Source organism: Streptomyces shinuiensis (genome assembly GCF_043660855.1).
Taxonomy (GTDB): Bacteria; Actinomycetota; Actinomycetes; order Streptomycetales; family Streptomycetaceae; genus Streptomyces.
The window spans coordinates 1,168,254-1,190,550 of sequence record NZ_JBIHML010000001.1 but is presented as its reverse complement, the minus strand read 5'-3'; the positions used below and the strand labels follow the sequence as shown (position 1 = coordinate 1,190,550).

The following is a 22,297-nucleotide window of genomic DNA, read 5'->3' as shown; positions in this document are numbered from 1 at the left end:
CCCGACGGGCGGACGAGGCGGGGGCACGCGAACGGCCCCGGCGGACCCACGGGCCACGTCTCGGCCGCCGTCCCCGGCGGAGACGGGTGAGGCAGCAGGTCGATGTTCTCGCGGCATGTCACGCCAGGCGTACCGCACAATGTCTACGTGACGAGAGGTCCCTCTGCTTCCTCCCCCGACGGCGGGCCGGCCACCGGTCCGGGCACGAACCGCGCCGCTCCGCGGCGTTCCTGGAGGGGGCGCGCGCTGGCCGGATCCGGAGTCGTACTGCTGGCCGTCCTCAGCCTGTCTCTGGTGCGACTGCTCGACACGCCACTGGGACCTCCCGGCTCACCGGTGATTCACGGCACCCCGACCCCGGAACCGGAGGCGAACGGGCCGGCCCGTCCGCGTCCGGAAGCCACGGTGTCGTCCGCTCCCGACTCCGAGGGTCCCGCGACGCCGGGAGAGGCCGACTCCGGTACGCCGAGTCCGAGTCCGGTTGCGGATCAGGGTTCCGGGGGGCCCGCCTCCGCTCCGCCCGTGCTGGCCCTGGGTGACCGGGGGAGTGCTGTACGGCGGCTGCAGCAGCTTCTCCGGGAAGCGGGCCTGCTCTCCACTCCGGTCACGGGCCTTTTCGACCAGCCGACCGAGGCGGCCGTGCAGAACTACCAGGCTCTGCACGGCGTGCAGGACGACCCGCCCGGCGTCTACGGGCCGACCACGCGTGCCCTGCTCGAGGGCCGACTCTGAGCCGGGTGCCGCACCTCCACGTCACAGGGCCCGGTCCGCGGCGCCCGGTGCCGGGATCGTCACCGTGATACGCGCCCCTCCACGGTCTCCGCGGTCCAGCGTCACGCTGCCGCCCGCCGCTTTTGCGGCACGACCGACGATATCGAGGCCGAGCCCGCTGGACCCTGCCTCGCTGCGGCCGCGTTGTACCGCGTAGTGGGGCGCCTCGATACCGGGCCCGGCGTCCTCCACGACCAGCCGGACCGCCCCCGCCGGGCGTTCCGTCCGCACCGCGAACCAGGTACCCGGCGGTGTATGCCGGAACACGTTGCCGACCAGTGCGTCCAGTGCCGCGACCAGATCCTGCCGCAGACCATGGACCCGGGGCGTCCATGCGGCCGACACCTCACAGGTACGGCCCTGGGCTCGGGCCAGCTCACCCCAGAAGGCCATCCGGTCGTGTACCACGGCCGCAAGGTCACATCCCTGCTCGGAGGGCTGAGGAGCAGACCGCCGCGTACGGGTGGCTTCGATCACCGATGTCAGCTCGCGGTCGAGCGCGATCAGCCCGGAGCGCAGCCGAGCGCTCTGGGCGGGCGGCATCAGGTCCGCTTCCAGGCGCAGTGCGGTCAGCGGCGTCCTCAGCCGATGGGACAGATCGGCGGTCATCTCTCTTTCGGCACGCATCAGTTCCGCGATGCGCTCGGCCATGGTGTTCATGGCCTCGGCCACTCGGCGGACCTCCCGCGGTCCCTCGGCGCCGACATGGACCGCGAAATCTCCCTCACCCACCGACCGGGTGGCCTGGGCGAGTTCCGCGTACGCCTGGTTGAGACGCCGGGCGATCCGGTCGGCGGCGCTCACCGACAGCACGGTCAGCACGGTGACCGCGGCGGCGAGCACGCCCCAGGCGGTCATCACTCCCGCCGACCGTTCCTCCGCACGCACGACGGACTCGATCACGGCGGTGGTGCCCCCCGGCAGCGATACCGGCAGCAGCAGTACTTCCTCTCCGCCGTAGGGCCCGCCGCGGACCGCCTTGCCGTGCTCCGCCACCCGCACCGCTTCGGTGACGGGTGCCTGGCACGTCCCGACGACGGTCTCGCCCAGGCGCACGCAGGTGGACGCCGCGTCGTCACCGGTCCGTTGCCGTGCCTCCCGCACGGCTTCCGGATCCCGGGTGGTGCCGAGTACCGCCACCAGCGTGGCGGCACGCCGCTCGGACTGCTGCCGTGCCCGGTCGGCGGCCTGCTGGGCCGCGAGGAACGCCAGCGGCAGTGCGAAGGCGAGCGCGGTCAGCAACGCCACGCCGAGGGACAGGCGGGCGTGCCAGGCGCGCAGCGTCATGACGCCGGCTCCGCGAGCCGCAGCCCCACCCCGCGCACCGTGTGCAGATAGCGCGGTGCCGTGGCGCTCTCCCCCAGCTTCCTCCGCAGCCAGTAGGTGTGCACGTCGATGGTGCGGTCGTAGACATCGCAGCCGCGCCAGACCTCGGTCAGCAACTCCCGTCGCGTGACCACGGACCCCGCGCGCCGTGCCAGGCAGGCCAGCAGATCGAACTCGCGCCGGTTGAGATCGACCGGCCGGCCGTCCATGGTCACCGACCGCTGCGCCAGATCCAGGACGAGGTCCCCGACCCGAAGGGTGTCGGGTGGAGCCTGCCCCGACCGTCGCAGCACCGCCTGCACCCGCGCCGCCAGCTGTTCTCCGGAGAACGGCTTTACGAGGTAGTCGTCGGCACCATCGCGCAGGAGGCGGATGATGCTGGCCTCCTCGTCCCGGGCCGTCACGATGACGACCGGTACGCGGCTGACCGCGCGCAGCATGCGCAGCACCTGAACGCCGTCGAGGTCGGGGAGACCGAGGTCCAGAACGACGAGGTGCGGCAGCGGAGGCGCCATCCGGCGCATCAGCTCCATAGCGGTGGCCACCCCGGTCACGCTGTATCCCTCGGCGCTCAACGAGCGGACGAGTACATCGCGGACGAGGTCGTCATCTTCCACAACGAGAACCGTCGGCATGCCGGGAACCCTAGAGGAGGTATGGCGGTATGCGTCCCTGAAGGCGTACTTCACGTATCCGAAGGGCTCGGGTGCTCTGCGGTCGCGAAGCGGTGCCCGACCGCAGAGCGCTTGCCCCCGCCGGGGCGGCGGGGGCAAGCGGCTGCCGCGAGCGGCTCAGCTCGGCTCGGTGCCCCACGCGGCGTCTCCGGCGAGGGAGGCGGTGATCGCCGGCGCCTCGGTGTAGGAGGCTGACACGGTGTGGCTGTAGTCGTCCGTCTCGTCGAACACCGACCAGTCGGTCTTGTTCGCCCGGATCTGGATGTCCCCGGTGTCCGCGCCGGGCGCCAGGCTGCCCTGGGTAAACCCGATCTCGACGTAGGCGTCCGCTCCGTCCACGGGCACGGCGAGTTCGACCACCCGCAGCTCGAGGTTGCTGCATCCCGCAACGGCCCAGTCGCACCATGCCTGTACGGAGGAGTCGCCGTCCCGGGTGAACCAGTAGCGCATCGTGACATCGGCCAGGTCGACCTGCTGGTCGCTGTTGTTGACGATCTTCAGGTGGGGCCGTATCGCGTTGTCCCGGGGGTCGTCGTTGTTGCGGTGCAGGACCGTCAGATCGCCGCTGGGAGTTCCGGGCGGGGCTGTGGTGACGGTCAGCGGGGCGGAGGCGGCGGAGACATTGCCCGCGGCGTCGCGGGCCCGCACGGTGTAGGCGTACGCGGTCTCGGAGGTGAGGCCGCGGTCGACGAAACCGGTGTCCCGCAGGCCGCTCGCCACCTCCACGCCGTCCCGGTACACGCTGTAGTCGATGACCCGTACGTTGTCGGTGGCCGGCTGCCAGGTCAGGGACACCCGGGAGGCCGAGACATCGGCGGTGAGTCCGTCGGGTGCGGAGGGCGCCTCGGTGTCCGGCTCCGGCTGTTCACCGGAGGCCTCGGCCAGACTGATGCCGGTGGTGCTGTCCATACCCCCGAGAGGCACCTGGTGGTCGAGGCTGACGAACTTGCCGTCCTGCTCCCACAGGGCCGGCTTCAGGAACTCGTACTTCTCCTCGTCCCACGTCGTCCAGTCGCTGTTCAGCAGCCCCCCGGTGTCACCCGAGTTCGGGTTGAGGCACCAGAAGGTGTGGTGCAGCCGCTCCTCCGTGATCAGGGACCGCAGCGCCGTCATCCACTTCTGGTTCGGACCACCGTCCAGGAAGCCGCCCCACTCGCCCAGGAGCAGCGGGGAGGTGTTCTCCTTGTGCAGGTAGAGCCAGTTCGGGTCCCACACGTCCCTTTCGAGGGTGTCGCGGTTCCACTCGCCCTCGAACCATGGCTGGTTGTACACCAACGGGCCGTAGTCGTGCGGGGAGTAGACGAGCTGGTCCTGGTGCGCGCCGAGGTCCACCGGATGCTCCCGGGCCCCGCGGAGGTTGCCGCCCCACCAGTTGAAGTGGTAGTCGTCCTCGTTCGTGGACTGCCAGTCAGCGCCGTCGCGCGGGTAGATCTCGATGCCCTCGCAGAGGATCAGCACCTTCGGGTTGACGGCGAGGATGCGCCGGCCCGCCGTCTCGCAGGCGTACTTCCAGTTGTCCTGGTCCGTGGAGTCGTCCCACTTCGCGCGCGGGGACTGGTCCTGGGTTCCGTGCGGCTCGTTCTGGATGTCCATCGCCAGGATGGTGTCGTTGTCCTTGTAGCGCTCGGCCACCCACTCCCAGGTCTCGTAGAAGTCCTCGGAGGTGATGGAGCCCTTGTACCACATGGGGTACACATGGCCGGAGTTGTCCGCCTCGGCGCTGTGCACATCCAGCATGACCTTGAGCCCGTACTGCTCGCACAGCTCAAGCCAGTAGTCGAAGATCTCCAACGTGGTCATGCCGTCGAGCTCGGGGTTGGCCGCGTCGTTGATGCCGGTGGCCGGGGCCAGGCCGCCGGCCTTCCACTCCAGCAGCAGCTGGGTGGAGATCGGTACCCGGACCATATTGATGCCGCGCTCGGCCATCTGACGGGTGACGGTCTCGATGTTGGCGGTCCACAGCCCGTGGAACACGCGCTCGGAGGTGTTGAAACCGAACCAGTTGGCGCCCGTCAGCCAGACCGGCTTGCCGGCCTCGTCGACGATCTGGTTGCCCTCGGTGTGCAACCAGTCCTCCTGCGGGACGGCCGCTGCCGCGGCGCCTTCGGGCTCGCTCCCGGAGGCGGCGGCCGTGACGGCCGGGGTCGCCGCCATCGCGAATCCCAGGAGCGCGGCGGCCACCGCGCGCATCGGCGACCGCCTCCGCGGCGGGGTGGTGGGTGGTGCGGACATGGATGTCCTCTCTCTTCTCGCGCTGCTGCCGTGGAAGGTCCACGGCGTGGTGTGTGCGGGGGTGGGACGGCGGGAGAGGGTGGGGGGCTCGGACGCACCTCTCCCGCCGCCGGTCAGGAGGGCTCCGAGCCCCAGGCGCGGGAGCCGTCGAGGTACGCGGTCACCGTGGGGGCCGCCAGATACCCGCTTCCGGAACGGTGGCTGTGGTCGTCGGTCTCGTCGAAGTCCGACCAGTCCGCCTTGCTGACGCGCACTTCGATCGCTCCCGTCTCCGCCCCCGGCGAGAGCGTCCCGCCGGTGAATCCGATGTCGATGAAGGCGTCGGCACCCTGAAGGGGGGTCGCCGTCTCGACGACGGAGTAGGTCAGGGAGCCGCATCCGATCACCGCGTGATCGCACCAGACGGACACCGGGGACGAACCGTCGCGGGTGAACCAGTAGCGCACTGTGACGTCGGACAGATCGACCGGGACGGACGAGGTGTTGCGGACGCTCAGACCCGGCCGGATCGCGTTGTTGCCCGGGGAGGCGTCGTTGTCCCGGTGCAGGACCTCCAGGTCACCCGTCGCCGCGCCGTCCGGCTGTGTGGTCACCGTGAACGGTGCGGAGGGGGCGGACACGTTACCGGCCTCGTCCCTGGCGCGGACCACATAGGTGTAGGAGGTCCCCGGTTCCAGTCCGGCGTCCGTGAACGTGGTGTCCGGGACCGGACCGGCCGTGACCTCGATGCCGTCCCGGTAGATGTCGTAGCCGGCCACCACTCCGTCGTCCACGGCGGCACCCCAGCCGAGGGTGACGCTTGCGGACCGGGTCAGCAGCCCTCGCAGGCCGGAGGGTGCCGACGGGGCGAGGGTGTCGGTGCCGTCCGCTGACGCCGGCACCGCGGGATAGGAGTTGCGGATCAGCATCGCGAACTGTTCGTGGAACCAGTGTCCGGCCAGCGGAGCGTCCGCCAGCGCTCCGGTGGGGACCTTGCCGGCCGTGGCCGTGATGTGCTCGGGGTCGCACATCGGGTCGGCATGCTTGCCCTCGTCGTTGGGGACCTCCTGCGACGCCCCGTCGGACTCGCCCGGAGGCTTCACCCAGACGAAGGCGTCCAGGTGGGCTTCGGGGTGGCCCGCGGGCGCCGCCTGCGGTGCCCGGCCGAGCCCGGCGCCCGCGACATTGCACCACAGCCCTCGGTGCCCGCGACGGTCGACGGCGGATGCGCGCACATAGGTGTCCACGGCGTCGCCGGCACCGGGCCCGGTGGGCCGGGCTTCGCCGCCCCAGCCGTTCCGGCTGGTGTCGATGAGCATGCCGGTGGTCTCCGGCCAGCCCCGGGCACGGAACGCGTCCCACAGCGCCACCGCGAAGTCCGTCTCGTCGAAGACGGGATTCCACTCGTAGAAGGAGGAACTCCTCACCGGCAGTCCGCTGATGTTCAGACGGAGCTCCGGGTCGGGGAGGTAGGGCTCCTCGGACGGGGTGTAGTTGGCCACATTGGTGGCGAAACCGTCGACCGAGGCGAGCCCCGCTTCGGTGCCCTGAGCCACCTCCGTGTAGAGATCGACGGTGTTGCGCAGGTTGTCGTCCCAGCCCAGCCAGCCCGAGTGGGCGATGTCCATGTAGGTGTAGACGTTCGGGAGGGCGTGCAAGGCGTCGAGGGCGTAGCGCACCGCCTCCACCTGGATGCCGCTGCTCTTGGCCTGCGCGCACTGCGGGTCCAGCTGATTGGTGACCAGGTTGGGCAGTCCGTCCGGTTCGATGATGGCGACGATCCGCACGCCGGCGTAGGCCGGGTCGCCCATGACGCCGGTGATCGCGTCGATGTACTCGTGCTGATAACGTGCCAGCCCCTCCTGGGTGAGCGGAAGCTCGCCGTTGGACGCGAGAGCGGCACAGTCGCGCCCGGGAAGGTTGTAGATCACAAAGGTGGCGGTGATGGGCCGCCCCGGTTCAGCCTGTGCCAGGGCCTGGTCGAGGTGACCGCGCAGGCTGAGGCGGTCGCTGTTGTCGTCGCCGCCGTGGATGGCCGCGATCCGGTCCATCCAGACGGCCGTGGGCCGGAAACGCAGCGCGCCCATCCGCGCCCGCAGAGTCTCGTCGGCGGTGCGTGCCATGGACGTCTCCACCTGGTCCGTGTAGTCCGGGTTGAGGTAGAGATCGGCCTCCACGAAGGGGTTGTCCACGTGCGGCTCGGCAGCCGCCGCGGTCGGCGCCGTCTGCAGCGGGAGCAGCAGACCGGCCACCAGGCCGGACATCACCGCTGCGGCGCGCACGGCGCGGAACGGTCGGGATTCCATGGTGCAGCGTTCCCTTCCCTGGTGAAGTCGCGCCGCATCGGACCGCCGAAAGGCAGCGGTCGGTGAGCGCATGGGTGTCGCACGGGTGTCGAGTGCGGTTGCTCGGGGCTGACGACGTGGTGACTTCGAGGCGCACATGGCCGGCCGGGACCGGCACGGGCTTCTTCCGTCACGGAATCAGCGATGGCCTCGATGGCAGAACTGGCAGCGGACACCACCAGGAATGGGAGCGCTCCCAAGTTGGCGTGAACGGTACCCGGCGCCGACCGGAAAGCCCCCGGTGTCACAAACCGGTCGGCGCTTCGGAATCGCGGCGGCGCGATCACATGAAGCCAGCAACTTCCTTGCTTGTCAAGGGTGGTTGGGTGAAGTTGTCGTGCCATGTGTGTGTCGCCGCTCCGGGTCGACGCGGGAGGACGGCTCCGCGGCGCGCGGTGCACTGCCGTTTTCCGTTCCCTCTTGACCGGCTCCTGCGGGCGCTGCACCATGAGGTGGATGGGAGCGCTCCCAAGAGAGCGCTGTTCCGCTTCCCCACCGGACAGGGGCCTCGCGCATGCCCGCGGGGCCGGTTCTGCCACGTTCCTGCCGTCGTGCCGTGCGCGCATGGCCGGACGTGGCTGCGAGCATCGGCATACTCCGGTTAGGAACCTCATGACACACCGTCAACGTATGGTGGCCGCCCCGCTCGTGGTGGCCCTCATCGCCCTTCTGATGACGCTGGTACCGGGACGCCCGGCATCGGCCCACGGTGCGCTCGTCGATCCCGCGAGCCGCACCTATGCCTGCTATCTCGACGGCTTGTCGCCCAGCGGCGAGATCGACCCGCAGAATCCGGCGTGTGCGGCCGCCGTCGGCATCTCCGGCACCCAGCCGCTGTTCGACTGGTACGGCGTGCTGCGGTCCGACGGCGCCGGCCGGACGCGTGGGTACATCCCGGACGGCCAGCTGTGCAGCGGAGGCTCCGAGAAGTACGCCGGCTTCGACCTCGCCCGGGACGACTGGCCCGCGCAGGAGCTGGAGGCCGGCGGCGACGTCGAGTTCAACTTCGCCGCCTGGGTTCCGCACCCCGGCTCGTTCCGCCTCTACATCACCCGGCAGGGATACGACCCCACCAAGCCGCTGAGCTGGGACGACCTGGATGCCGCGCCCTTCCTCACCGCCGACCCGCAGCCGCCGCTGACCGACGGCGGCTACCGTCTTCAGGGAACGCTCCCGGAGGGACGGACCGGGCAGCATGTCATCTACACCGTCTGGGAGCGATCGGACAGCACCGAGACCTTCTACGGCTGCTCCGATGTCTTCCTCGGCGACGACGAGACGCCGCCCCCGCCCCCGCCCGAGCCCGCCGACTGCAGCGCGGCCATCGAGCTGGACAACAGCTGGCCCGGAGGATTCCAGGCGACGGTGACGATCACCAACGAGGGCGACCGCAAGATGCACGACTGGGCCGTGCAGTGGACCGTTCCCGAGGGCACCACGGTCAGCGACGGCTGGAACGGCACCTACATGCAGGCAGGGCAGACCGTGATGGTGCACGCGGCGGACTGGAACAGCAGCCTCGAACCAGGTGAGTCCGCTTCCTCGGGGTTCACCGGCACCAGTGGTGCAGAGCCTCCGGTCTTCACCGACATCAGCTGCAGCTGACCTCATCGCCCGTACCCGCGGGCGGGACGTTAGGTGAGCGTTAACTGCGCGGCAAGGGACCCTTTCCGCACGGTGTGCGCATTGTCGGCCACCCCCTGAGGAGAGCAGGGTTGCCCTCATGCGCCGCGGAAGCGCCCCGTCCTTTTCGACGGGCCGCGCGCACCTGTGCGTCCAGGTCACCGGTGACCGGAATCCATCGAGGACCTGGGCGCGTTCCGAGTGACCCGCCGCACCCCGGCGGCAGGGCGGTGGTCCGGGGCGGGCCCTGCGGGTTCGCCCCGGCGTCACACATCGCCCACCGCGGGGGGAAGGCGAGAGAGGGGGAGTATGAAGCCGCCCGGGCGGGCCAGTACCAAGAAGCGGATGGTCTGGCCCGGCCCGGCCGTATCCGGCGCCACGTACGTCAAGGCCGCACCGGAGGCGGCTTGCGTCCCTCCCCCTGTCCCTCCTGCGAAACCCGCAGCCTGTGTACATCGCCCCGTCGCGATACACGGCGCACCGTGCGCCCCGGAGATGAGATGCTCATGCTTCCCTCGACAACGGTCGGCACACCACCTGTGCGCCGCCCGCCGTCATGCACCGGCTCACCGGGCCGCTCCCCGACGGAGCCGCTGTCTGTCACGGCGCACGGCGCCCGGCCGGTCCGATGTCTCGCGGCTGCACCGTTCGCCATCTGGCATGTGCCGCTGCTGGTGGCGGCACTGGCCGACCGATGGGGCACGGCACCAGAGCCGCCGGGAGGCAGGACGGTGTGGGCCGAGGTCGCACCGCGACCGCGGACGCCCCGCTCATAACGCCCGTACCCACCTGAAAGCAGCCATGCAGGCTGCCCCATCGCCTTCGCCTGAGGCACACCGCGCCGGGTTCGCCCTCTGTCGTGCGTCCCGTGGGTGTTCCGGCTGCCCGGCCGGAGGCGGGACCCGCCGTGACGATGTGCGGACCGCCGGAGCCTCACGCCGGATCGCGGTTGTGTCACCTGGTCCCCTTCGAAGGATGTGCCATGCCGGACGCCGGACGGTTCGAGAGCTTCTACCGCGCGCACTACAGCAGACTGGTAGGCCAGTTGTACAAGGTCACGGACAACCGGTACGACGCGGAGGAGATCGTCCAAGAGGCGTTCTCCCGCGCTTTCGTCCGCTGGATGAGACTGCGGGGCTATGACGCTCCGGATGCCTGGGTACGGCGGGTCGCTCACAACCTGGCGTCGTCGCGGCGCAGGCAGGCGGCGCGCGCCGCCCATGCGGTGGTACGGATGTGCCCGCCGGTCCATGCCGAGCCCGTCGCGCCGGAGTCCGTCGCCGTGCGCGAGATGCTCGCCGCGATGCCGGAGCACTATCGCCAGGCGCTGGCCCTGCACTATCTCGCGGATCTTCCCGTCGCGGCGGTCGCCGAAGTCCTCGGCGTGTCCGCCAACACCGTCAAGACGCGGCTCCGGCGGGGCCGGCAGACGCTGCGCACCGGACTGGACGACGAACCGGGCACGGGGCGGGTTCCCCGGCGTCTGTGCGCGGTGGATCGCGGCGGTCGTGCTGAACCGGGATAACGTGCAACGGCCCCCGGTCCCTGTGCCGGGGTCCGGGGGCCGCGCCGATCCGGGCCCGTCCGCCGGAAGGCGGCGGGACCGGCGCCGGGGGTTACTGGAGGAAGTTCCGGAGCTTATCGGCATTGCCCGACTGGTCACCGGTGACGAGGAAGTACATCATCCCCGCGTCGGACACGTCACCTTTCTTGTTCATGATGTTGTTCACCACGTTGTGCACGAACCGCAGGCCGGAATCCGGCGAGTCGGCCATCCAGGACCACTTGCCTTCGCCACCGCCGGTGCCGAGACCCGCGTTCTGGTCAGGAATTCTGTGGTAGCGGGCATCGGGGTAGTCCCGCTGGATGTCCGCGAGGTTGAACCAGTTGCGGTCGTCGTCGTGATTGTTGTTCCAGTCCGAGTGGCTGATCAGTGTGACGTGCTGGTGCGCCGACTTGTTCGAGGCGCGCAGCCCTCGATACACCACGCCCATCGGCCCCGCACCCACGAGACACAGTCGATTGTCCGCGGTCGACTGATTGATGACGCCTGCGAGGTGCTGGACAGCGTCGACCTGGCCCTCCTGAGTGTTGTAGAAGACGCTGCTGTCGTATCCGAACTGTCCGCCGGTGCCCTCGGTCGCGACGGTCATGTCCTCCTCCCAGCTCTTGTTGGAGCTGCCCAGATGCGAGTTGTAGTCCCAGTGCACCAGCCGTTCCTGCTGACCGCGTTCCGCCAGCAGCGCCAGGGCCATCGACGAGGCCCCGATGTCATCCCGATCGTGGTAGTTGCCATCCGAACTCCACGCGATCCGTTCGCAGTTGAACGACAGTGCCGGAGACGCCGCCGCTGCGGCAGTGCCCGGGGCGATCATGGCCATAACCGCCCCTGCCGTCAGCGCGCTCACGCCGGCGATGACCCTGGTCTTCTTCCTCATGGAATTCCTCCCGTTCGGCGAATCCTTGCACCGGAGACACCCCGCAGAGCCCCATCCGGTTTCGCCTCTGGGTTGTTTCGCTGCGTACTGTGCGTGGACGATGTCACAGCCCACACCGCCGGAAATGCCTCTCACGCGCATATCTGGGGTGAGTCCGTGGGCATACGCACCACGGACCCACCCGGAAAGACGCAGCGCCTTGGCTCCCGATGAGCTACCGGAGACACGCCGCTGGTGTGGCAGAAGGGTTCACCGGTTCGCGTCCTCGTGCGCCGGACCGCGCCGGCCGAGGAGGTCCGGCAGATCTCCCGGCCAACTGTTCTGGCGTGGTGTCCGCGCCGATGGTGAGCAGCTCGACACCGCGCATGCCCGCGAAGTCGGTGATCACCTCGGTGTCGAGCGCGGAGCCGAGGACGGTGCGGCGGGGTGTGTGGGTGAACATCCGGCTCTCGGCGGATTCGGAGAAGGGAGGAAGGGACTCGGCCTGGGTGCAAACTGTGAGAACACTCCCATGTCCTGCTCCGCCAGGTCCTGCTCCGCGCGGGCACTCGGGCAGCGCCACCATCAGCGCGGTCTTGCGCGGCCCGGTGCGCTCGACGGGCTTGACCGGGGGAGTGGCCCGCGGGATTCCGGGCTCGGATTGAATGTCCCAGAAAAGTCCCACAGAGGCCGCCGCACCCTCCTCTGGCCTGTATTCGTGCAGGTCAGAGGAGAGTGCGGCAGCGTCGGCGGTGCAGTGCGTCAGATGTCCCGGAAGATGTCGATGCGCGCGCCCACCGAGTTCAGCCGCTCGGCCAGGTCCTCGTAGCCGCGGTTGATGACGTAGACGTTGCGCAGCACCGAGGTGCCCTCGGCCGCCATCATCGCCAGCAGCACGACCACGGCCGGGCGCAGGGCGGGCGGGCACATCATCTCGGCCGCGCGCCAGCGGGTGGGGCCCTCGACCAGGACGCGGTGGGGGTCCAGGAGCTGGAGGCGACCGCCGAGCCGGTTGAGGTCGGTCAGGTAGATGGCGCGGTTGTCGTAGACCCAGTCGTGGATGAGGGTCTTGCCCTGGGCGCTGGCGGCGATGGCCGCGAAGAAGGGCACGTTGTCGATGTTGATGCCGGGGAACGGCATCGGGTGGATCTTGTCGATCGGCGCCTCCAGCTTGGAGGGCCGCACGGTGAGGTCGACCAGGCGGGTACGGCCGTTGTCGGCGCGGTACTCCGCGCCGCGGTCGTGGTCCAGCCCCATCTCCTCCAGCACGGCCAGCTCGATCTCCAGGAACTCGATCGGCACCCGCCGCACCGTCAGCTCCGACTCGGTGACCACGGCCGCGGCCAGCAGGCTCATCGCCTCCACCGGGTCCTCGGAGGGCGAGTAGTCCACGTCGCGGTCGATGTGGGAGGTGCCGTGGACGGTCAGCGTGGTGGTGCCCACCCCCTCCACCCGCACGCCGAGCTGCTCCAGGAAGAAGCACAGGTCCTGGACCATGTAGTTGGAGGAGGCGTTGCGGATGACGGTGGTGCCGTCGTGCCGGGCGGCGGCCAGCAGGGCGTTCTCGGTGACGGTGTCCCCGCGCTCGGTCAGCACGATGGGGCGGGTGGGGCGCACGGAGCGGTCCACCACCGAGTGGTAGGTGCCCTCGGTCGCGGTGACCTCCAGGCCGAAGTGCCGCAGCGCGCTCATGTGCGGCTGCACGGTGCGGGTGCCCAGGTCGCAGCCGCCCGCGTAGGGGATGCGGAAGTGGTCCATGCGGTGCAGCAGGGGGCCGAGGAACATGATGATGCTGCGGGTGCGGCGGGCGGCGTCGGCGTCGATGCCGTCCAGGTCCGGCTCGGCCGGCGGGACGATCTCCAGGTCGGCGCCGTCGTTGACCCAGCGGGTGCGCACCCCGATGGAGCCGAGCACCTCCAGGATCCGGTAGACCTCCTCGATCCGGGCGACCCGGCGCAGCACGGTGCGGCCGGAGTTCAGCAGGGAGGCGCACAGCAGGGCTACGCAGGCGTTCTTGCTGGTCTTGACGTCGATGGCGCCGGACAGGCGGCGGCCCCCGACGACCCGCAGATGCATCGGGCCGGAGTAGCCCAGCGAGACGATCTCGCTGTCCAGGGCTTCACCGATACGGGCGATCATCTCAAGGCTGATGTTTTGATTGCCGCGTTCGATGCGGTTGACCGCGCTCTGGCTGGTGGCCAGTGCCTCCGCCAGCTGGGCCTGAGTCCAGCCGCGGTGCTGGCGGGCGTCGCGGATGAGCTTGCCGATGCGCATGAGGTAGTCGTCGGTCATGAGGCAGATGTTATCTCAGATATGAGATGTCAACCTCCGGGGCGTGGGTGTGTCTCAGTTTTTCTTCGCATTTTCACCCTTTTATCAGGCAAGCGCATGTTCGCCCCGTGTCCGCGCCGGTGCTTGGGGCAGGGTGTGCGGGTACCCGGGTCGAGGCGGGGCATGACCGTGGAGCGGCCATGCACTAGAGTTATCTCGACATCGAGATATCTACCGAGAGACGTACCGCCGCCGCGTCCACCGAGGCTTCGCCGGGCGACCCTCCACTTAGGTGAGCCTGAGCGAAGCGGTCGGGGCCCGGGGCGGCAGGATCGCGGTGGTACGCGCGAACCCATGCACTTGAAGGAGACTGTCGTGTCGGCGAACAGCTTCGACGCCCGCAGCACGCTGCAGGTGGGCGACGAGTCGTACGAGATCTTCCGGCTGGACAAGGTCGAGGGCTCCTCCCGGCTGCCGTACAGCCTGAAGGTCCTCCTGGAGAACCTCCTCCGCACCGAGGACGGCGCGAACATCACCGCCGACCACATCCGGGCCCTGGGCGGCTGGGACTCCCAGGCCCAGCCCGGCCGGGAGATCCAGTTCACGCCGGCCCGCGTGATCATGCAGGACTTCACCGGTGTGCCCTGCGTGGTGGACCTGGCCACCATGCGCGAGGCCGTCAAGGAGCTCGGCGGCGACCCGTCGAAGATCAACCCGCTCGCCCCGGCCGAGCTGGTCATCGACCACTCCGTCATCGCCGACAAGTTCGGCACCCCGGAGTCCTTCGCGCAGAACGTGGAGCTGGAGTACGGCCGCAACCGCGAGCGCTACCAGTTCCTGCGCTGGGGCCAGACCGCCTTCGACGAGTTCAAGGTCGTGCCCCCCGGCACCGGCATCGTCCACCAGGTGAACATCGAGCACCTGGCCCGCACCGTCATGGTCCGGAACGGCCAGGCCTACCCCGACACCCTGGTCGGCACCGACTCGCACACCACCATGGTCAACGGCCTGGGCGTGCTGGGCTGGGGCGTCGGCGGCATCGAGGCCGAGGCCGCGATGCTGGGCCAGCCGGTCTCCATGCTCATCCCGCGGGTGGTCGGCTTCAAGCTGACCGGCGAGCTGCCCGCCGGCACCACCGCCACCGACCTGGTGCTGACCATCACCGAGATGCTCCGTGAGCACGGTGTGGTCGGCAAGTTCGTGGAGTTCTACGGCGAGGGGGTGGCCGCCACCTCGCTGGCCAACCGCGCCACCATCGGCAACATGTCGCCGGAGTTCGGCTCCACCGCCGCGATCTTCCCCATTGACGGCGAGACCCTGAACTACCTGCGCCTGACCGGCCGTTCCGAGCAGCAGATCGCGCTGGTCGAGGCGTACGCCAAGGAGCAGGGCCTGTGGCTGGACCCGGCCGCCGAGCCGGACTTCTCCGAGAAGCTGGAGCTCGACCTCTCCACCGTCGTGCCCTCCATCGCCGGCCCCAAGCGCCCGCAGGACCGCATCGTCCTGGCCGAGGCCGCAGAGCAGTTCAAGAAGGACGTGCGCAACTACGTCTCCGCCGGCGTCACCGGCGGCGAGAGCCGCAAGCCGGGCGTCCCCGCGCAGGAGCGGCCCAAGGGCGTGGCCTCCCCGGTGGACGAGGCGAGCGCCGAGTCCTTCCCGGCCTCCGACGCCCCGGCCTACGGCCACCAGGAGAACGGCTCCGGCGCGCCGTGGCACGCCGACGGCCCGGCCGACGACGCGCCGTCCGACCCGGTGACCGTCACCGCCCCCGACGGAACCGAGTACGAGCTGGACCACGGCGCCGTCACCGTCGCCGCGATCACCTCCTGCACCAACACCTCCAACCCGTACGTCATGGTCGCCGCCGCCCTGGTGGCCAAGAAGGCCGTGGAGAAGGGCCTGACCCGCAAGCCGTGGGTCAAGACCACCCTGGCCCCGGGCTCCAAGGTCGTCATGGACTACTACGACCGCGCCGGCCTCACCCCGTACCTGGACAAGCTGGGCTTCAACCTCGTCGGCTACGGCTGCACCACCTGCATCGGCAACTCCGGACCGCTGCCGGAGGAGGTCTCCAGGGCCGTCAACGAGGGCGACCTGGCCGTGACCTCGGTGCTCTCGGGCAACCGCAACTTCGAGGGCCGCATCAACCCCGACGTCAAGATGAACTACCTGGCGTCCCCGCCGCTGGTCGTCGCGTACGCCATCGCGGGCTCGATGAAGGCCGACATCACCCGTGAGCCACTGGGCACCGACAAGGACGGCGACCCGGTCTTCCTGAAGGACGTGTGGCCCTCCGAGCAGGAGGTCAACGACGTCGTCGCCTCCGCCATCGGCGAGGACATGTTCGCCACCTCCTACCAGGACGTCTTCGCGGGCGACGCCCAGTGGCAGGCGCTGCCGGTGCCCACCGGCGACACCTTCGAGTGGGACCCGCAGTCCACCTACGTCCGCAAGCCCCCGTACTTCGAGGGCATGGGCATGGACCCGGAGCCGGTGCAGGACATCTCCGGCGCCCGCGTCCTGGCCAAGCTGGGCGACTCGGTCACCACCGACCACATCTCCCCGGCCGGCGCCATCAAGGCGGACACCCCGGCCGGCAAGTACCTCACCGAGCACGGTGTGGAGCGCCGCGACTTCAACTCCTACGGCTCGCGCCGCGGCAACCACGAGGTCATGATCCGCGGCACCTTCGCCAACATCCGCCTGCGCAACCAGATCGCGCCGGGCACCGAGGGCGGCTACACCCGCGACTTCACCGCCGACGGCGGGCCGGTCTCCTTCATCTACGACGCCTCCCAGAACTACCAGGCCGCCGGCATCCCGCTGGTCGTCCTGGCGGGCAAGGAGTACGGTTCGGGCTCCTCGCGCGACTGGGCGGCCAAGGGCACCGCGCTGCTGGGCGTCAGGGCCGTCATCGCCGAGAGCTACGAGCGCATCCACCGCTCGAACCTGATCGGCATGGGCGTGCTGCCGCTGCAGTTCCCCGAGGGGCAGTCGGCCGAGTCGCTGGGCCTGACGGGTGAGGAGGCCTTCTCCGTCAGCGGCGTCACCGCGCTGAACGAGGGCGGCATCCCGGGCACGGTGAAGGTGACCACCGACACCGGCGTGGAGTTCGACGCCACGGTGCGCATCGACACCCCCGGCGAGGCGGACTACTACCGCAACGGCGGCATCATGCAGTACGTGCTGCGCTCGCTGATCCGCAAGTGATCCGCGAGTGAGAGGCCGCTGACCGCCGCCCGGGTGACCGGGCGGGCCACCGGGCGGCGGCGTTCAAGCGGCGACGGCGGGGCCGTACCTCCCATGGTGGGAGGTACGGCCCCGCCGCGTTTCCCGGAGGTCTCAACTCGGGAAAGACTGGCACCCGAACGCGCACCGATCTTGCCCACCGGAAGGAGAGTGGACTATACCTGTCGGCGTCCGAGCGGTCATATGAGAAGACGAAGGCCCGAATGTCGTGGCTCCGGGGGAGGGCGGGCACGGACGAGGCCCGGCGCGGCTCCGCACGACCGGCGTTACATCCCGCACAACTCAGCTTCAACTCACAAGCGGTGCCCGGGAGTTCCGGCACACCGCCGGAGTCCTTTACAGAAGGCGAGGACTTGAGCATGGGATCCACCGATGTCAACCGTCGTGATCTGATCAAGCGGGCCACCGCGGCCGGCCTGATCGCCGTCCCCGCCATGAGCGCGCTCTCCGCCTGCGCCAGCAGCGACGGCGGGAGCGGCACCGAGGTCGCCAAGGGCCAGAAGACCAAGGACAACCCCCTGGGGGTCGACAAGGAAGCCGGCCTGGACTTCGTCATCTTCGACGGCGGCTTCGGGACCCAGTACGGCAAGGACGCCGCGAAGATCTACGAGAAGAGCTACGGCAAGGTCAAGCTCACCGCCACCCAGAAGATCCGCTCGGTCCTCCAGCCCAGAATGGTCGGCGGCAACCCGCCCGACCTCATCGACAACTCCGGCGCCGAGCAGATGGACGCGGCCACCCTGATCGCCAAGGACCAGCTCGCCGAGCTGAGTCCCCTGCTGGACGCCCCTTCCGCCGACGACCCGGACACCAAGGTCCGAGACACCCTCCTGCCGGGCACCATCGAGATGGGCCAGTACGGCGACGAGAAGGTATGGCGCCTGAACTACGCCTACACCGTCTACGGCCAGTGGTACTCCAAGAAGCTGCTGGCCGACAACGACTGGGAGTACCCCAGGACCTGGGACGAGATGCTGGCCCTGTGCGCCAAGGCCAAGAAGAAGGGCATCGCGGGCTGGACGTACGCCGGCCAGCACCCGTACTACATCCCCTTCACCCTCTACCCGTTCATCGGGAAGATCGGCGGCCGGGAGGTCCTGGACGCCATCGACAACCTGGAGCCGAACGCCTGGAAGCACGGCGCGGTCAAGAGCGCCTTCGAGGCCTACCACGAGCTGTCCGCCAAGGGCTACATCCTGCGTGGCACCCCCGGCCTGGACCACATCCAGTCCCAGACGCAGTGGACCAAGGGCAAGTGCATCTTCATCCCCAACGGCTCCTGGGTGGAGAACGAGGCCGCCGACACCACGCCCGCCGACTTCGACATGGCCTGCGGCGCGGTCACCGGACTGGACGACTCCGACAAGATGCCCTTCGGCACCCTGTGGGCGCAGGCCGGCGAGCCGTTCATAGTGCCCGCCCAGGCCGGCAACCCCGCCGGCGGCATGGAACTGCTGCGGATCATGCTGAGCAAGGAGTCGGCGCAGAACTTCTCCCGGCTGGTGAAGTCGCTGACCTGTGTGGCCGGCGCCACCGACGGCATGGAGATGTCCCCCGGACTGGCCTCCTCCAGCCAGGCGCTCAAGGACGCCGGGGACAACGTGGTCAACCCGCGCATCTTCGACTGGTACCAGACCCTCCACAAGGAGCAGATCGGCTCGGTGCTCGCCGAGCTGCTGGCCGGCCGGATGAAGCCGGCGGAGGCCATGAACAAGTGCCAGGAGTACGCCGACCGCACGGCCAAGGACGACTCCGTCAGGAAGTACAAGCACGCGTGAGCCGGCCCCCCGCCGGGGGCCGGCGGCTCCCGGCGGGGGCCCGGGAGGAGTGGACCGGCCGGAAGAACCGGAACAGCCGGAAGACGCAGATGGGACGAGGGCGGCATGGCCAGTGACAGCCCGGCGGTTGCCGAGGCCTCCAGGGAAGCGGCGCCCCCGCCGGGAGGGGCCGGCGGAGGCCGCGGGGAGCGGCGTGTCTCCCCCCACCACCGGACCTATCTGAAGTACCGGTTCATCGCCGGCTTCCTCGCGGTGCCCCTGGCGCTCTACGGCGTCCTGGTCGTGTCGCCCTTCTTCCAGACGTTCTACTACTCGCTGACCGACTGGACGGGCCTCAGCAGCGACTTCGCCTTCGTCGGGCTGGACAACTTCAGCCGTCTGATGGAGGACGAGATCTTCCGCAAGGCGCTGTGGCACAACGTCCTGCTGCTGCTGATCCTGCCCGTCATCACCCTCGGACTGGGCCTGTTCTTCGCCTTCATGCTCAACGTCGGCGGCCGGCACCGGCGTGGCGAGGCCGTGGCGGGGGTGCGCGGCTCACACTTCTACAAGATCGTCTACTTCTTCCCGCAGGCGCTGTCGATCGCGATCGTCGTGGTGCTGTGGAAGTACATCTTCAACCCCGCCGGCGGCCTGCTCAACGGCATACTGTCGGCCGTCGGCCTGGGGGAGTGGCAGCAGAGCTGGCTCGGCGACCCCCGGCTGGCCTTCTGGTGCGTCGTGGTCGTGATGGTGTGGGCGAACGTCGGCTTCTACGTGGTCCTCTTCTCCGCCGCGATGGGCTCCATCCCCCGCGAGATCTACGAGGCGACGCTGCTGGACGGCGCCGGCCGGGCGACCACGTTCTTCCGCGTCACCCTGCCGCTGATGCGCGACACCGTGCAGACCGGCTGGGTTTACATGGGCATCATGGCGCTCGACGCCTTCGCCGTGGTGCACATCCTGACGGTGAACGCGGGCGGCCCCGCCTACTCGACCATCGTCGCGCCGGTCTACCTGTACAACAAGGCGTTCCAGGACGGACAGGCCGGTTACGCGACCGCCGTCGCCGTCGCCCTGCTGATCGTCACCATGGTCTTCTCCGTGGCGGCGATGGCGTTCGGGCGGAGCAAGGACCGGATCGAGTTCTGACAGGCCAGCGGGAGAACCAGCCATGACCACTGCCGAACCGTCGCCCTCCCTCAGGCCGGGGGACCCGGAGGAGACCGCCGCGGCCCTCACCAAGGGCACAGCCGGCCCGCAGCGGCCCGCGAACGCGCCCGGCAAGGGCGCCGGGCGGGACGGGGGCGGCACGGAGGGACGCACCCTCAACGCCTTCTCGCACGCCTTCCTGGCGCTGTGGGCCGTGATGGCCGCCGGGCCCCTGCTGTGGGCGGTGATGAACTCCCTCAAGTCCTCCGGCGCCATCCTGGAGGACCCCTGGTCGCTTCCGGGGAAGCTGAACTGGGAGAACTGGTCCTTCGCCTGGAACGAGGCGAACATCGGCCAGTACACGATCAACTCGGTGATCGTGGTGGGCGGCTCGGTGGCCGGCACCATGCTGCTGGGCTCGATGGTGGCCTACGTCCTGGCCCGCTACGAATTCCCCGGCAACCGGCTGGTCTACTTCCTGTTCGTCGGCGGCATGGCGTTCCCGATCATCGTCGCCCTGGTGCCGCTGTTCTTCGTGATGAAGAACTTCGCACTGCTGGACACCTACCACGGCCTGATCCTGGTCTACATCGCCTACTCGCTGCCGTTCACCGTCTTCTTCATGTCGGCCTTCCTCCGCACCCTGCCCTCCTCGATCGCGGAGGCGGCGGAGATCGACGGCGCCTCGCACAGCCGGATCTTCTTCCAGGTCATGCTGCCGATGGCCAAGCCCGGCCTGATAAGCGTGGGGATCTTCAACTTCCTGGGGCAGTGGAACCAGTACCTCATCCCCCAGGTGGTGCACGTCGGCGACGCCGACAAGTACGTGCTCACCCAGGGCCTGGCCAACCTGGCGGCCCAGACCGGCTACCGCGGCAACTGGGGCGGGCTCTTCGCCGGGCTGACCCTGGCCGTGCTGCCCATCCTCGTCGTCTACGTCGTCTTCCAGCGCCAGGTGCAGGCGGGACTGACCGCGGGCGCGCTGAAGTAGGACCGGGCCGCCCCTGCCGCACCCGAGGCGGCCACCGCGCACCGGTGGCCGCCTCTCCGCGTCCCTCCGCACCTCCCCGCACCTCCCCGCACCGGGAGTGTCGCCCTCCGTGCGCGGATAACATCTGAGCGCCCACCCCGCTCAAGGTCTTGACGGGAGATAACGCTTCAGGCTGTCCTTATGGTTCACGTATTGGAGACAAGCCGCACCCCGTCGGCGTGGTGCGGTCCACGGGCAGGTCGTCGAGCCGCCCGTCGAGGCGGGAGTGGATGAGTCGTGGAGACTCCGGGGTCGCAGTCCTCTCTGCACCGGGCCAATCTGGAGCGGGTGGTACGAGCCGTGCGCATCGCGGGCTCGCTCACCCAGGCGGAGATCGCGCGGACCACGGGGCTGTCGGCCGCGACGGTCTCCAACATCGTCCGGGAGCTGAAGGACAACGGCACGGTCGAGGTCACCCCGACCTCCGCCGGAGGGCGCCGGGCCCGCAGCGTCTCGCTGTCGGGGGATGCCGGGATCGTGGTCGGCGTCGACTTCGGCCACTCCCACCTGCGCGTGGCCGTCGGCAACCTGGCCCACCAGGTGCTCGCCGAGGAGTCCGAGCCCATCGACGTGGACGCCTCCGCCTCCCAGGGCTTCGACCGGGCCGAGCGGCTGGTGGAGCGGCTGATCGAGGTGACCGGCTTCCGCCGCGAGAAGGTCATCGGGATGGGCCTGGGCGTCCCCGGCCCGATCGACGTCGAGACCGGCGTGCTGGGCTCCAGCACCATCCTGCCGGGCTGGGCCGGGACCAACCCGCGTGAGGAGCTGGCCTCCCGGCTCGGCGTGGAGGTCCACGTCGACAACGACGCCAACCTCGGCGCGCTGGGCGAGTTGGTGTGGGGCAGCGGACGAGGCGCGCGGGACCTGGCGTACATCAAGGTCGCCAGCGGCGTCGGCGCGGGACTGGTGATCGACGGCCAGATCTACCGCGGTCCGGGCGGCACCGCGGGGGAGATCGGCCACATCACGCTGGACGAGTCCGGCCCGGTGTGCCGGTGCGGCAACCGCGGCTGCCTGGAGACGTTCACCGCGGCCCGCTACGTCCTGCCGCTGCTGCACTCCAGTCACGGGCCCGGCCTGACCATGCCCGAGATGGTCCGGCTCGCCCGCTCCGGCGATCTCGGCTGCCGCCGGGTGGTGGCCGACGTCGGGCGCCATGTGGGCAGCGGTGTCGCCAACCTGTGCAACCTGCTCAACCCCAGCCGGGTCGTGCTCGGCGGCGATCTGGCCGAGGCCGGGGAGCTGGTGCTCGGTCCGATCCGCGACTCGGTCTCCCGGTACGCCATCCCCAGCGCGGCCCGGCAGCTGACGGTGGTGCCCGGCGCCCTGGGCGGCCGCGCGGAGGTGCTGGGCGCGCTGGCGCTGGTGCTGAGCGAGATGGGTGACTCCACGCTGCTGGACGGCTCGCTGAACGGGACCGGGCGCGTGCCGGCCGTCACAGCCTCCGCCGGAGCCTGACCGGGGGCGGGGT

At 69.7% G+C, this 22,297-nt stretch carries 14 protein-coding genes; 8 read left to right on the top strand and 6 right to left on the bottom strand.

The window, feature by feature from the left end; all coding sequences use genetic code 11:
- Positions 1–522 precede the first annotated feature (522 nt).
- Complete coding sequence (locus ACGRHY_RS05215) at positions 523–732, top strand: peptidoglycan-binding domain-containing protein (protein WP_394634222.1); 210 nt, start codon at positions 523–525, stop codon at positions 730–732.
- Between the two features lie 21 nt (positions 733–753).
- Here the strand turns inward: ACGRHY_RS05215 and ACGRHY_RS05210 are convergent, their stop codons facing one another.
- The 4 genes from ACGRHY_RS05210 to ACGRHY_RS05195 all read right to left on the bottom strand — a co-directional run bounded on the left by ACGRHY_RS05210 (position 754) and on the right by ACGRHY_RS05195 (position 7,288).
- Positions 754–2,058 carry a sensor histidine kinase gene (locus ACGRHY_RS05210; RefSeq protein WP_394634221.1) on the bottom strand — a complete coding sequence of 435 codons (1,305 nt, stop codon included), beginning with the start codon at positions 2,056–2,058 and terminating at the stop codon, positions 754–756.
- The gene (locus ACGRHY_RS05205) at positions 2,055–2,732 is read right to left on the bottom strand and encodes a response regulator transcription factor (protein WP_394634220.1); all 678 of its coding nucleotides are present in this window, start codon (positions 2,730–2,732) and stop codon (positions 2,055–2,057) included. Before ACGRHY_RS05205 ends, ACGRHY_RS05210 begins: the two co-directional genes overlap by 4 nt.
- A gap of 156 nt (positions 2,733–2,888) precedes the next feature.
- Positions 2,889–5,003: a cellulase family glycosylhydrolase gene (locus ACGRHY_RS05200; protein WP_394634219.1), complete on the bottom strand. Its 2,115-nt coding sequence runs from the start codon at positions 5,001–5,003 to the stop codon at positions 2,889–2,891.
- Positions 5,004–5,116: 113 nt separating this feature from the next.
- On the bottom strand, positions 5,117–7,288 hold the full coding sequence (locus ACGRHY_RS05195) for a glycoside hydrolase family 6 protein (protein ID WP_394634218.1): 2,172 nt from the start codon (positions 7,286–7,288) through the stop codon (positions 5,117–5,119).
- A 669-nt stretch (positions 7,289–7,957) separates the two neighbouring features.
- Here ACGRHY_RS05195 and ACGRHY_RS05190 point away from each other — a divergent pair.
- Entirely contained in the window at positions 7,958–8,932 is a 975-nt protein-coding gene (locus ACGRHY_RS05190) for a lytic polysaccharide monooxygenase auxiliary activity family 9 protein (protein ID WP_394634217.1), read from the top strand.
- Between the two features lie 1,000 nt (positions 8,933–9,932).
- Complete coding sequence (locus ACGRHY_RS05185) at positions 9,933–10,475, top strand: RNA polymerase sigma factor (protein WP_394634216.1); 543 nt, start codon at positions 9,933–9,935, stop codon at positions 10,473–10,475.
- 91 nt (positions 10,476–10,566) lie between these two features.
- Here the strand turns inward: ACGRHY_RS05185 and ACGRHY_RS05180 are convergent, their stop codons facing one another.
- A complete protein-coding gene (locus tag ACGRHY_RS05180) occupies positions 10,567–11,388 on the bottom strand; it encodes a hypothetical protein (protein ID WP_394634215.1) in 822 nt (273 codons plus the stop codon).
- A 741-nt stretch (positions 11,389–12,129) separates the two neighbouring features.
- Complete coding sequence (locus ACGRHY_RS05175; protein WP_394634214.1) at positions 12,130–13,659, bottom strand: helix-turn-helix domain-containing protein; 1,530 nt, start codon at positions 13,657–13,659, stop codon at positions 12,130–12,132.
- A gap of 354 nt (positions 13,660–14,013) precedes the next feature.
- On the opposite strand from ACGRHY_RS05175, the gene ACGRHY_RS05170 reads away from it, so the two are divergent.
- The 5 genes from ACGRHY_RS05170 to ACGRHY_RS05150 all read left to right on the top strand — a co-directional run bounded on the left by ACGRHY_RS05170 (position 14,014) and on the right by ACGRHY_RS05150 (position 22,284).
- Positions 14,014–16,848, top strand: coding sequence for an aconitate hydratase (locus ACGRHY_RS05170; protein WP_394634213.1), 2,835 nt, complete (start codon positions 14,014–14,016; stop codon positions 16,846–16,848).
- A 398-nt stretch (positions 16,849–17,246) separates the two neighbouring features.
- Entirely contained in the window at positions 17,247–18,665 is a 1,419-nt protein-coding gene (gene ngcE / locus ACGRHY_RS05165) for an N-acetylglucosamine/diacetylchitobiose ABC transporter substrate-binding protein (protein ID WP_394634212.1), read from the top strand.
- A 105-nt stretch (positions 18,666–18,770) separates the two neighbouring features.
- The gene (locus ACGRHY_RS05160) at positions 18,771–19,796 is read left to right on the top strand and encodes a carbohydrate ABC transporter permease (protein ID WP_394634211.1); all 1,026 of its coding nucleotides are present in this window, start codon (positions 18,771–18,773) and stop codon (positions 19,794–19,796) included.
- A gap of 22 nt (positions 19,797–19,818) precedes the next feature.
- On the top strand, positions 19,819–20,787 hold the full coding sequence (locus ACGRHY_RS05155) for a carbohydrate ABC transporter permease (RefSeq protein WP_394634210.1): 969 nt from the start codon (positions 19,819–19,821) through the stop codon (positions 20,785–20,787).
- 276 nt (positions 20,788–21,063) lie between these two features.
- Positions 21,064–22,284 (top strand): ROK family transcriptional regulator, encoded by a 1,221-nt coding sequence (locus tag ACGRHY_RS05150; RefSeq protein ID WP_394634209.1) that lies wholly within the window; start codon positions 21,064–21,066, stop codon positions 22,282–22,284.
- Positions 22,285–22,297 lie beyond the last annotated feature (13 nt).

Excerpts from the sequence above, each read along its gene's own strand:
- ACGRHY_RS05205 (WP_394634220.1), bottom strand. The coding sequence starts at position 2,732 with ATGCCGACGGTTCTCGTTGTGGAAGATGACGACCTCGTCCGCGATGTA.
- ngcE (WP_394634212.1), top strand. The coding sequence starts at position 17,247 with ATGGGATCCACCGATGTCAACCGTCGTGATCTGATCAAGCGGGCCACC.
- ACGRHY_RS05185 (WP_394634216.1), top strand. The coding sequence starts at position 9,933 with ATGCCGGACGCCGGACGGTTCGAGAGCTTCTACCGCGCGCACTACAGC.
- ACGRHY_RS05200 (WP_394634219.1), bottom strand. The coding sequence starts at position 5,003 with ATGTCCGCACCACCCACCACCCCGCCGCGGAGGCGGTCGCCGATGCGC.
- ACGRHY_RS05175 (WP_394634214.1), bottom strand. The coding sequence starts at position 13,659 with ATGACCGACGACTACCTCATGCGCATCGGCAAGCTCATCCGCGACGCC.
- ACGRHY_RS05180 (WP_394634215.1), bottom strand. The coding sequence starts at position 11,388 with ATGAGGAAGAAGACCAGGGTCATCGCCGGCGTGAGCGCGCTGACGGCA.
- ACGRHY_RS05160 (WP_394634211.1), top strand. The coding sequence starts at position 18,771 with ATGGCCAGTGACAGCCCGGCGGTTGCCGAGGCCTCCAGGGAAGCGGCG.
- ACGRHY_RS05195 (WP_394634218.1), bottom strand. The coding sequence starts at position 7,288 with ATGGAATCCCGACCGTTCCGCGCCGTGCGCGCCGCAGCGGTGATGTCC.
- ACGRHY_RS05155 (WP_394634210.1), top strand. The coding sequence starts at position 19,819 with ATGACCACTGCCGAACCGTCGCCCTCCCTCAGGCCGGGGGACCCGGAG.
- ACGRHY_RS05190 (WP_394634217.1), top strand. The coding sequence starts at position 7,958 with ATGGTGGCCGCCCCGCTCGTGGTGGCCCTCATCGCCCTTCTGATGACG.
- ACGRHY_RS05210 (WP_394634221.1), bottom strand. The coding sequence starts at position 2,058 with ATGACGCTGCGCGCCTGGCACGCCCGCCTGTCCCTCGGCGTGGCGTTG.